The 11,200-nt window shown below is 59.5% G+C and carries 8 protein-coding genes and 1 pseudogene; 6 read left to right on the top strand and 3 right to left on the bottom strand.

Annotated elements, in window-relative coordinates; translation table 11 throughout:
- Positions 1-240: 240 nt before the first annotated feature.
- Positions 241-2,874: a phosphoenolpyruvate carboxylase gene (ppc, locus tag AB5Y76_RS00440; RefSeq protein ID WP_005356550.1), complete on the bottom strand. Its 2,634-nt coding sequence runs from the start codon at positions 2,872-2,874 to the stop codon at positions 241-243.
- 231 nt (positions 2,875-3,105) lie between these two features.
- A complete protein-coding gene (argE, locus tag AB5Y76_RS00435) occupies positions 3,106-4,251 on the bottom strand; it encodes an acetylornithine deacetylase (protein WP_263719273.1) in 1,146 nt (381 codons plus the stop codon).
- Between the two features lie 271 nt (positions 4,252-4,522).
- Between argE and argC the strand changes: the two genes are divergently transcribed.
- The 5 genes from argC (at position 4,523) to argH (ending at position 10,158) form a co-directional block, all read left to right on the top strand.
- On the top strand, positions 4,523-5,530 hold the full coding sequence (gene argC / locus AB5Y76_RS00430; RefSeq protein ID WP_021231253.1) for an N-acetyl-gamma-glutamyl-phosphate reductase: 1,008 nt from the start codon (positions 4,523-4,525) through the stop codon (positions 5,528-5,530).
- Positions 5,531-5,552: 22 nt separating this feature from the next.
- Positions 5,553-6,332, top strand: coding sequence for an acetylglutamate kinase (argB, locus tag AB5Y76_RS00425; protein WP_005336097.1), 780 nt, complete (start codon positions 5,553-5,555; stop codon positions 6,330-6,332).
- A gap of 25 nt (positions 6,333-6,357) precedes the next feature.
- Positions 6,358-7,269: an ornithine carbamoyltransferase gene (locus AB5Y76_RS00420; protein ID WP_104016515.1), complete on the top strand. Its 912-nt coding sequence runs from the start codon at positions 6,358-6,360 to the stop codon at positions 7,267-7,269.
- Between the two features lie 57 nt (positions 7,270-7,326).
- Entirely contained in the window at positions 7,327-8,562 is a 1,236-nt protein-coding gene (locus AB5Y76_RS00415) for an argininosuccinate synthase (RefSeq protein WP_033115910.1), read from the top strand.
- Positions 8,563-8,772: 210 nt separating this feature from the next.
- Positions 8,773-10,158, top strand: coding sequence for an argininosuccinate lyase (gene argH / locus AB5Y76_RS00410; RefSeq protein ID WP_136501610.1), 1,386 nt, complete (start codon positions 8,773-8,775; stop codon positions 10,156-10,158).
- A 62-nt stretch (positions 10,159-10,220) separates the two neighbouring features.
- Here argH and AB5Y76_RS00405 read toward each other — a convergent pair whose 3' ends face one another.
- Positions 10,221-11,033 carry a ubiquinol-cytochrome C chaperone family protein gene (locus tag AB5Y76_RS00405; RefSeq protein ID WP_368177642.1) on the bottom strand — a complete coding sequence of 271 codons (813 nt, stop codon included), beginning with the start codon at positions 11,031-11,033 and terminating at the stop codon, positions 10,221-10,223.
- A 32-nt stretch (positions 11,034-11,065) separates the two neighbouring features.
- Here AB5Y76_RS00405 and AB5Y76_RS00400 point away from each other — a divergent pair.
- A pseudogene (locus AB5Y76_RS00400) lies at positions 11,066-11,200 on the top strand (IS630 family transposase); the annotation flags it as partial.

Here is an 11,200-nt window from a genome sequence, read left to right as displayed (position 1 = left end):
GGGTGTGGCTTGTTTTGTTTGGCGACTAATCAGATCGCACAAACTGGACTGAGTTCCCTTCCTCCAGTGATCTACTATTCGGAACAGTTATTTAGGTTGCTATATGATTTTCTACATCCAGCCATTAGTCTTGAGGCTAATTTGATACACTCCCTTTAAATGCAGTAGACGAGATAAGCTCACAAAAAAAGAGCGCATATTATGCGCTCTTTTTATTTCAGACCTGTTTGGTAAAATTTATCAACCCGTATTACGCATACCTGCCGCAATACCGGCGATGGTGACCATCAGCGCCTTGTCCAGCTCGGGATGCAGGGTCTCCGGGTGGTTGCGGGAGCGGTTGAGCAGCTCGGCCTGCAGCACGTTGAGCGGGTCTGTGTAGGGGTTGCGCAGCTTGATGGACTCCTTGATCCAGGGCTGATCCTCCAGCAGATCCCCGCGCGGGCTCAGTTTCAGCACCACCTCGATGGACTCGGCGAGCTCCTGACGCAGCTGTTTGCCAAGGCCCCACAGCTCCTGCGGCACCAGACGGGTGTCGTAGTACTCGGCGAGCCAGACGTCCGCTTTGAGGAACACCATCTCCAGCATCTCGAGGCGAGTGCGGAAGAAGGGCCACTGGGCGCTCATCTCTTCCAGCACGGCCAGCTTGCCGCCGTCGATCGCCTGCTGCAGCGCCTTGTGGGCACCGAGCCAGGCCGGCAGCATCAGGCGGTTCTGGGTCCAGGCGAAGATCCACGGAATGGCGCGCAGGCTCTCGACGCCGCCGTTGGGTTTGCGCTTGGAGGGACGGGAGCCGAGTGGCAGCTTGCCGAGCTCCATCTCCGGGGTGGCGGCACGGAAATAAGGGACGAAGTCCGGATGACCGCGCACGATACTGCGGTAGTGCTCGCAGGAGTCGGCGGCCAGCTGTTCCATCACCTCGCGCCAGCACTCTTTCGGCTTGGGCGGTGGCAGCAGGTTCCCTTCCAGCACGGCGCTGGTGTAGAGCTCCAGACTCTTGATCGCCACTTTCGGCAGACCGAACTTGAAGCGGATCATCTCCCCCTGTTCGGTGGTACGCAGACCGCCGCGCAGGGATCCCGGCGGCTGGGAGAGGATGGCCTGATGGGCAGGCGCACCACCACGACCGACGGTACCGCCACGGCCATGGAACAGGGTGAGGCGGATGTTGTTGGCTTCGGCCAGCCCCACCAGGGATTCCATGGCGGCGTACTGGGCCCAGCCAGCGGCCATCATGCCCGCATCCTTGGCAGAGTCGGAGTAGCCGATCATCACGTACTGACGGCCCTGAATGTAGCCGCGATACCAGTCCACCGAGAGCAGGCGCTCCATCACGGCGGTGCCTGCCATCAGGTCATCCTGGGTTTCAAACAGCGGGGCGACCGGCATGCGGAACTTGCAGCCCGCCTCTTTGAGCAGCAGTTGCACCGACAGCACGTCGGACGGCGCACCGGCCATGGAGATGATGTAGATACCGAACGCATCGGGGTCGTGCTGGGCGATGACCTGACAGGTATCCAGCGTCTCGCGCACCTCGGCGCTCGGCTCCCAGTCGTGAGGAATGAGCGGGCGACGAGAGTTCAGTTCGTTGAGCAGGAAGGCCTGCTTGTCATCTTCGCTCCACTCGGCGTAGTCACCCAGACCCAGATAGCGGGTCAGCTCGGAGAAGACCAGCCCGTGACGCTCACCATCCTGACGGATATCCAGCTTGACCAGATGGATGCCGAAACAGGCGACCTTGCGCAGCACGTCCAGCAGCATGCCATCGGCGATGTTGCCCATGCCACAGGCGTGCAATGAGTGGTAGCAGAGCTCCAGCGGCTCGCGCAGCTGGGCGGTGGTCTTGACCAGATCCTGGCTCTCGCTCGCCTGGCCCTGTACCTTGGCGGTGAGGTGCTCCTTGGTTTCCCGCAGCGCTTCACGCAGCTCGCGCACCAGCGCACGGTAGGGCTCGGGGTGATCGCCAACGCGAGCGCGCACGGCATCGGTACAGTCGGACATGGAGAGCTCGGAGGTCAGCTCCTTGATGTCTTTGTAGAACAGGCTAACCGCCATCCAGCGCCCCAGCTCCAGCACTTCGGCAGTCACCTTGGCGGTGACGAAGGGGTTACCGTCACGGTCACCGCCCATCCAGGAGGTGAACTTGACCGGCGCGGCATCCAGCGGCAGCCGCACACCCAGATGGTGTTGCAGACGCTCGTCCAGATTGCGCATGAATTCGGGAATGGCGGGCCACAGGCTGTTCTCCACCACGGCGAAGCCCCACTTGGCCTCGTCGACCGGAGTCGGGCGCTGTTCGCGGATCTCGTTGGTGTGCCACGCCTGATTGATGAGCTGTTCGATGCGATTGAGGATCTTGTCCCGCTCGCGGGGCAGCAGGTCGGAGAGCTCCAGCGCCTCGAGGCAGTCGTTGAGCTGTACATGCTTGTGGATCAGGGTGCGACGGGTCACCTCGGTGGGGTGAGCGGTCAGCACCAGATCGATATCCAGCTCGCGCACAGCCTGAATGATCGCCTCTTGCGACAGGTTGGAGGCTTTCAGTTTGTCGAACATCTGCTCCAGCGGATCCGGGGTGCAGACCTGCTCTTCACAGCGACGGGAGATGGTGTGGAACTGTTCCGCCACGTTGGCCAGATTGAGGAACTGGCTGAAGGCGCGGGCCACCGGTAGCAGTTCATCATCGCTCAGGGTGCGCAGGGTATCGAGCAGACGTTCCCGGTCTGATTCATTGCCCTTGCGGGAGGACTTGGCCAATTGGCGAATGGTTTCGATCTTGTCGAGAAAGGCCTGACCCTGATGATCCTTGATGGATTTACCCAGCAGCTGACCCAGCATACCTACGTTGGCGCGTAGTGCGGCGTACTTTTCGTTCATTCCACATCCTTATCTTGTTGGTGCCTGACACCCATCCGGGGTGCTAGACGACCTCACTTATTGTTGTGCGATTACAACATATGCTCCGTCATCTTAGGGTGACAATCTACCCAGATTGTCTGCGCAAGGTCAAATAACAGGCCGATTCAGAACATGTATTTCCATCACCACTCCACAACCGGCTTGTTATGTAACTTACTTACAGTTTTTACGCCCCTTTCACCGCCGCCGCTACAGGCAAAAACGTCTGATCAGGTGCTGCAACACCGAGGTGGTCGGCTTGACGAAGGAGAGGTCGAGATACTCATCCGGCTGGTGCGCCTGGGTGATATGGCCGGGGCCCATCACTATGGTCTCGCAGCCAAGCTGCTGGATAAACGGCGCCTCGGTGCAGTAGTTGGCCGACTCGGCGGCGCGACCGCTCGCCTTCTCAGCTTCGCGCACCAGCACAGAGTCGTCGGCGCAGGCATAGGCGGGAATGGGTTCATGCAGATGTTGCAGATGCAGACAGCCGGGTTGGTGAATTTCGATGGGAGACAGCGCCTCTTTCAGCATCCCCATCAGCTCGTCCGGCCCCACCTGCGGGGTGGGTCGCAGGTCGATATGCAGCTCGCAGCAGCCGCAGATGCGGTTCGGGCTGTCACCGCCCTGAATGTAACCGAGGTTCAGGGTTGGCTGCGGCACGGCAAAGCGGTGGTCGGCGTAGCGATCTTTCAGATCCTGCTGCAAGCGCAGCACCTGCCCCATCGCCTTGTGCATGATCTCCATGGCGTTGACGCCGTTGGCGGGATCCGAGCTGTGGCCGCTCTTGCCGGTAATGCGGATCGCCTCCGACATATGCCCCTTGTGGGCCACTACAGGCACCAGCCCGGTCGGCTCGCCAATCACGGCGTAGTCGGGTTTGAGCTCGGCCGCCGCGGCGATGGCGCGGGCCCCCGCCATGGTGGTCTCTTCGTCGGCAGTGGCGAGAATGCGCAGCGGCTTGGTCAGCTTGGTGAGGTCAATATCTTTCAGCGCCTCGACGATAAAGGCGAAGAAGCCCTTCATATCGATGGTGCCGAGGCCATAGAGACGGTTGCCCTCTTCGGTCACCTTGAAGGGATCCTTGCTCCACCCCCCCTCATCGAACGGCACCGTATCTGTGTGGCCCGCCAGCAGCAAGCCACCCTCCCCCTGACCGATCGTCGCCACCAGATTGAACTTGCCCGGCAGATCAGGGAGCGCCGTTACCTCGCACTGAAAACCGAGCTGACCGAACCAGTCGGCCAGCAGCCGGATCACCGCCTCATTGCTCTGATCCCACTTGGGATCCGTGCTGCTGATAGAGGGAATCGCAATAATATTCTTATAAAGTGAAAAAAAATCCAGATTGGCCATCAGCTCCTCCTTGCGTCCCCGGAATGTTTCTGTTAGAAAATACAAATGCAAAGTGAGTGCATGAATATTCTTTAATTTTACCTGAATATCTGGCTCATCAACAAAGGCTTCTAGTTGTAAGGGAAAGTTAATGTTCTGTCACCTGATCTATAACCGACGACACACACCCGCCTGAATTGCCCCTCCGCACTTGTGCAAAGGGGCGCTCGACCACCCTTGTGCACTGCAGCGTCATGCTGTGAATCTCGAACTCTGACTTGGAATATTCAACATGCTTAACACCGTTATCGTCGGTGCCAGTGGCTACGCGGGAGCCGAACTGGCCGCACTGGTACAGAACCACCCACAACTCAAGCTGTTCGGCCTCTATGTCTCCGCCGGCAGTCAGGATGCCCACAAGCGCTTCTCTTCCCTGCATCCCCAATGGGTCGGTGCTCTCGATCAGCCGCTGCTGCCGCTGGACGACGACGGCATGACCCGGATCCTGACCCAGGCCGATCTGGTGCTGCTGGCCACCGCCCACGAGGTGAGCGCCGAGCTGGCACCCAAGTTTCTCGCCAAGGGGCTGCCGGTGTTCGATCTCTCCGGCGCCTTCCGGGTCAAGGATCAGGGCTTCTACGACAGCTTCTACGGCTTCACCCACGACAGCGAGCAGTGGCTGGATCAGGCCGTCTATGGCCTGGCGGAGTGGAATGCCGATGCCATCGCTACCGCCCAGCTGATTGCGGTGCCGGGTTGCTACCCGACCGCATCGCTGTGCGCTCTCAAGCCGCTGCAGCAGGATGGTCTGATTGCCAAGGGGTGGCAGCCCATCATCAACGCCGTCTCCGGGGTTTCCGGCGCCGGTCGCAAGGCGGCCATCAACACCAGCTTCTGCGAAGTGAGCCTCAATCCCTACGGCACCTTCAATCACAGACACCAGCCGGAGATCAGCCATCACCTCGGCAAGGAGGTGCTGTTCCAGCCCCACCTTGGCAACTATGTGCGCGGCATTCTGGCCACCATCTATGTGCAGCTGGCGGACGGCGTCACCCCCACTCAAGTGGATCAGGCCTTCCTCAAGGCTTACGAAGGCAAGCCGCTGGTGCGCCTCACCGGCCAGATGCCCTCCATCCGTGGCGTAGCGGGCACCCCTTACTGCGATATCGCCTGGCAACAGCAGGGCAACATGCTGGTGGTGGTCTCGGCCATCGACAACCTGCTCAAGGGTGCCGCCTCGCAAGCCATGCAGTGCATAAATATCAAATTTGGATTTGAACCGGCCACTGGCCTGATTTAAGGACTTAGGAAGGATCTCGAACATGGACAAACAGACGTTGGTAATCAAGCTGGGCGGCGCCCTGATAGAAAACGACGAGGCGCTGACCGCCCTGTTCGCCACCCTCAAAACCTTTCTCGATGATCAGCACCGTCCGCTGGTGCTGGTGCACGGCGGTGGCTGTCTGGTGGATGACCTGCTCAAGGGGCTGGGTCTCACCTCCACCAAGAAGAATGGCCTGCGGGTAACCCCGTTCGAGCAGATCCCCTTTATTGCCGGGGCGCTGGCAGGGACCGCCAACAAGCAGATGATGGCCAAGGCGATCGCCACCGGCATTCCGGCGGTGGGGCTCTGCCTCGCCGACGGCGGCCTCTGTCAGGTGACCCAGCTCGACCCGGATCTCGGCGCGGTCGGCGAGTGCAAGCCGGGCAACCCTGCGCTGGTGGCGGGCATCCTCGGTCAGGGCTTCCTGCCGGTAGTGAGCTCCATCGGCATCACCGCCGAGGGGCAGCTGATGAACGTCAATGCGGATCAGGCAGCCACCGCCATTGCCGAGGCGCTCGGTGCCGATCTGGTGATGCTCTCCGACGTGAGCGGCATCCTCGATGGCAAGGGCAAGCTGGTGCCCCAGCTCGACAAGCTGACCGCGCTGGATTTGATGGAGAAAGGGGTGATCCGCGATGGCATGGCGGTCAAGGTTGAAGCGGCCCTGCACGCCGCCGAGACCCTCGGCAAGCCAGTCTGTGTCGCCAGCTGGCGTTACCCGGATCAGCTGCTCAAGCTGCTGGCTGGCGGCGCGGTCGGCACCCAGGTAGCTATTTGATCTCCACCGGAACAAGGAACATCCGATGCAACACCTTCTGAAAGACAGTGATCTGAACAAAGCCCAGATTGAAGCGCTGATTGCGCTGGGCAAGGCAGTGAAGGCCGACCCGAAGAAGTACAGCCAGGCGCTGGCGGGCAAGAGTGTGGTCACCCTGTTCGAGAAACCCTCCCTGCGCACCCGGGTCACCTTCGACATCGGCATCGCCAAGCTGGGCGGCCACAGCGTCTATCTGGATCAGCAGAACGGCGCGCTGGGCAAGCGGGAGTCGGTGAAGGATTTCGCCGCCAACCTGTCGCGCTGGTGTGATGCCATTGTCGCCCGGGTGTTCGATCACCAGACTCTGGTCGAGCTGGCAGAGCACGGCACAGTGCCGGTGGTGAACAGCCTGTGCAACCTCTACCACCCCTGTCAGGGGCTGGCCGACTTTATGACCATTGCCGAGCACTACGACGATCTGTCGAAGGTGAAACTTGCCTACCTCGGTGATGGCAACAACGTCAGCCACTCTCTGCTGCTGCTGGGGGCGACCCTCGGCACCGACGTCACCCTGATCTGCCCGAAAGGCCACGGCCCGGATACCCAGATCTTCCTGCAGGCGCAGGCATTGGCGGCCAAGTCGGGGGCGACCATCCACATCAGTGATGACGTGGCGGATATCGAAGGGTTCGACGTGGCCTACACAGATACCTGGGTCTCCATGGGCGACAACACTCCGATGGAGCAGGTCAAAGACCTCTTTATGCCTTACCAGATCAACCAGGCCCTGCTCGACCGCACTGGCATTGCACATGTGCTGCACTGCCAACCGGCTCATCGGGAGCTGGAGATCACCTCGCAGGTGATGGATGGCCCCGCCTCCCTCATCATGGACGAGGCCGAAAACCGGATGCATATCCAGAACGCCGTGTTGCTGACCCTTCTCGGCGGCAAGTAACGCGACACTCAACCTGAATCACGACCCTTTTATTGAATCATCACGGAGAGAAGTAACATGAGCGGAATCAACAAGATCGTACTGGCTTACTCGGGTGGACTGGATACCTCGGCCATCATTCCCTGGCTGAAAGAGCACTATGACGCCGAAATCATTGCCTTCGTGGCCGACGTCGGTCAGGAGCGCGACGATCTGGAAGGGATCGAGCAGAAGGCGATCGCCTCCGGCGCCACCAAGTGCATCATCAAGGATCTGCGGGAAGAGTTCGTCAAAGAGTACGTCTACCCGACCCTGAAGACCGGCGCCGTCTATGAGGGCACCTATCTGCTTGGCACCTCCATGGCCCGTCCGGTGATCGCCAAGGCGATGGTGGAAGCGGCGCTAGCGGAAGGGGCCGATGCCATCTCCCACGGCTGCACCGGCAAGGGTAACGATCAGGTGCGTTTCGAAGGTGCGGTCGCCGCGCTGGCGCCCCAGCTGAAAGTGATCGCCCCGTGGCGGATCTGGGACATGCGCTCCCGGGAAGATCTGCTCTCCTATCTGGAGACCCGCAACATCCCCTGCAAGGCGACCCTGAAGAAGATCTACAGCCGCGACGCTAACGCCTGGCACATCTCCACCGAGGGTGGCGAGCTGGAGAGCACCTGGAACGAGCCGTCCGAAGCGGTCTGGCAGTGGACCGTACCGGCCGAGCAGGCTCCGGATCAGCCGGAGTACGTCAAGCTGACCGTGGCGCAGGGTGAAGTGGTGGCCGTTGACGACCAGCCGCTCAGCCCGCACCAGATCCTGATGACCCTGAACGAGCGTGCCGGCAAGCACGGCGTGGGCCGCATCGACATCACCGAAAACCGGATGGTGGGGATGAAATCCCGCGGCTGCTACGAGACCCCGGGCGGTACCGTGATGGTCGCCGCGCTGCGCGCCGTGGAAGAGCTGGTACTGGATCGCCCGACCCGCGCCTGGCGGGAGAAGCTGGGGGCCGAGTTCTCCCATCTGGTCTATGACGGTCGCTGGTTCACTCCGCTGTGCAAGGCGATCCTCGCCTCTGCCAACGCCATCGCCGAAGATCTGGATGGTGAAGTGGTGCTGAAGATGTACAAGGGTCAGGTCACTGCGGTGCAGAAAAAGTCGCCGAACAGCCTCTACTCCGAAGACTTCGCCACCTTTGGCGCCGACGAAGTATATGACCAGAGCCATGCCGAAGGCTTTATCCGTCTCTACACCCTGGCCAGCCGGATCCGCGCCATGAAGGAGCAACATCAAGCCATCGGTGGCGACCATACCCACGGCTAAGCAAGCGCGATAACCCGTTGATTCCGTTGAGGGGGCATGGCCCCCTCTTCTACAGACAGAGGACATAACCCCTGACCCATCAACAGCGGGTGTGACAAGAGCGGCAGCGCCCGGGCCACTTCTGTGAGATAACAGGCTCGCAGAAAAACAGGGCACGATTTCAAGCTCGGTGGCCAGGGCGCCGCCGACAACGCATTCAAGGAGAGCAGTATGGCACTTTGGGGTGGACGCTTCAGTCAGGGAGCCGATAGCCGGTTCAAGCAGTTCAACGATTCGCTGCGGTTCGATTACCGGCTGGCGGAGCAGGATATTCAGGGCTCCATGGCCTGGGCCAAAGCGCTGGTGAAAGTGGGCGTATTGACCGCCGATGAGCAGGGCAAACTGCAACAGGCGATGGAGGTGCTGCTCGCCTCGGTGCAGCAGGATCCCCAGCAGATCCTGAGTTCGGACGCCGAAGATATCCACTCCTGGGTCGAGAGCCAGCTCATCGCCGCCGTCGGCGATTTGGGCAAGAAGCTGCACACCGGCCGCTCGCGCAACGATCAGGTCGCCACCGACCTGAAACTCTGGTGCAAGGCACAGGGCGAGCTGCTGCTCGGCTCCATCACCGCCCTGCAGCAGGGACTGGTCGCCTCCGCCCGTGCCAATCAGGCCGCGGTGCTGCCCGGTTACACCCACCTGCAACGGGCCCAACCGGTCACCTACGCCCACTGGGCGCTGGCCTATGTGGAGATGCTGGAGCGGGATTACTCCCGCCTGCAGGATGCGCTGAAGCGGCTCGACACCAGCCCGCTCGGCTGCGGCGCGCTGGCGGGCACTGCCTACGCCATCGACCGCGAAGCGCTGGCGCTCGACATGGGCTTTAGCGGCGCCACCCGCAACAGTCTGGATTCGGTCTCCGATCGGGATCACGTGGTGGAACTGATGCACGTGGCGTCCCTCTCCATGACCCACCTGTCGCGCTTTGCCGAAGACCTTATCTTCTACAACACCGGCGAGGCTGGGTTTGTCGAGCTCTCCGATGCGGTTACCTCCGGCTCGTCGCTGATGCCGCAGAAGAAGAATCCGGATGCGCTGGAGCTGATCCGCGGCAAGACCGGTCGGGTGGTCGGCGCCCAGATGGGCATGCTGATGAGCCTCAAGGCGCTGCCGCTGGCCTACAACAAGGACATGCAGGAAGACAAAGAGGGTCTGTTCGATGCCCTCGACACCTGGCACGACTGCCTCGATATGGCGGCGCTGGTGCTGATCGATCTGAAGGTGAACGGCGAGCGCACCATGGCGGCAGCGCAGGGCGGTTACGCCAACGCCACCGAGCTGGCGGACTATCTGGTAGCCAAGGGGATCCCGTTCCGTGAAGCGCACCATATCGTCGGCGAAACCGTGGTATTCGCCATCAGCATGGGCAAACCGCTGGAGGAGCTCTCCATCGGCGAGTTCCAGCGTTTCAGCCCGGTGATCGAGTTCGACGTCTACCCCAACCTGGAGCTGGAAGCGACCCTCGCCAAACGGGTCGCCAAAGGCGGCGTCGCCCGGGAGCAGGTAGAAGCAGCCCTGACTGCCGCCGAAGCTTGGCTGGCCAAGCGGGTGGGTTAATCCACGGTAATAGTCATCCGAAATAGAAAGAAAAACGGCAACCTCGGTTGCCGTTTTGTTCTTTATGCAGCTGTAGATTGACCACACTCTGGGCAAAATTTCATCGTTGTATCAGTTAGTATTGTTTCGCATTTACTGCAAGTAAGAGAGCTTAATTTCTTCCTCAACATGGCAACATGTATCACACACGGAATTGTCACTTTATAAGCAGGTCCAGCTAGGTCAACTGCAGCCCAAACCCCTGAGATGACCCAACCAATAGGACCTGTTAGGACTGCTGCAACACGAGCAAGGCTTGCATTAGTAGCTAGCATTAAGCCTCGCCCTAAGACAGCTTTTGCAATCTGGTTAGCAATAATCAGCGTCAGCTGGTAAGAATAAAATCCACCAGACCTGAAAATACCGATAAATGCTGCTGTTGCTAGACTACCTTTTCCCATAGTGGCCTTTCCGCCCATCTCTTTGAGCAGTTCTGTTTTTTGTTCATCGGACATTTCAGATAAAGCTCTCTCGAGAATAGTTTCCAAAATCGAGTTTTCTATATCCTCAACCGATTTATTCTTGTTATAGGGAGCATTTAATTTACTAGCAACATCACAAACAATTTCATGATAATCAGGTCCCTGGCCACGCCATAAATTTGCAAATGAGTTGCCTCCCATATCTCTGATTTCTTTAGCTATGACATCTACATATCTACGATGATTAGGGTAATACTTTTTGTAATCATCATGGCATGTCAAATCTTCCGACAACTTAGTTTTCAAATACTCAACTAAAGTTTCAAGGTCATCATTACTAAATAACTGTTCCGAATAGTAGATCACTGGAGGAAGGGAACTCAGTCCAGTTTGTGCGATCTGATTAGTCGCCAAACAAAACAAGCCACACCCAAAGGACTGAGTTGATGCCTATCCTACCACCCCTGCCACGACCACAACGGCGCCGCATTCACAAAATCATCCATGCCACACGTGATAAAGGACATGCTCGTCGCTTGATGGCCATCTTGCTGTTACATGAAGGACGCACGGTCACTGAT

It is taken from the genome of Aeromonas sp. R1-2, from assembly GCF_040908505.1.
In the GTDB taxonomy this organism is placed as follows: Bacteria; Pseudomonadota; Gammaproteobacteria; order Enterobacterales; family Aeromonadaceae; genus Aeromonas; species Aeromonas veronii.
This window is presented reverse-complemented; position numbering and strand designations above follow the sequence as displayed.

Bases quoted from the DNA above. Each gene is read 5' to 3' on its own strand.
- ppc (WP_005356550.1), bottom strand. From the start codon at position 2,874: ATGAACGAAAAGTACGCCGCACTACGCGCCAACGTAGGTATGCTGGGT.
- argE (WP_263719273.1), bottom strand. From the start codon at position 4,251: ATGGCCAATCTGGATTTTTTTTCACTTTATAAGAATATTATTGCGATT.
- argC (WP_021231253.1), top strand. From the start codon at position 4,523: ATGCTTAACACCGTTATCGTCGGTGCCAGTGGCTACGCGGGAGCCGAA.
- argB (WP_005336097.1), top strand. From the start codon at position 5,553: ATGGACAAACAGACGTTGGTAATCAAGCTGGGCGGCGCCCTGATAGAA.
- AB5Y76_RS00420 (WP_104016515.1), top strand. From the start codon at position 6,358: ATGCAACACCTTCTGAAAGACAGTGATCTGAACAAAGCCCAGATTGAA.
- AB5Y76_RS00415 (WP_033115910.1), top strand. From the start codon at position 7,327: ATGAGCGGAATCAACAAGATCGTACTGGCTTACTCGGGTGGACTGGAT.
- argH (WP_136501610.1), top strand. From the start codon at position 8,773: ATGGCACTTTGGGGTGGACGCTTCAGTCAGGGAGCCGATAGCCGGTTC.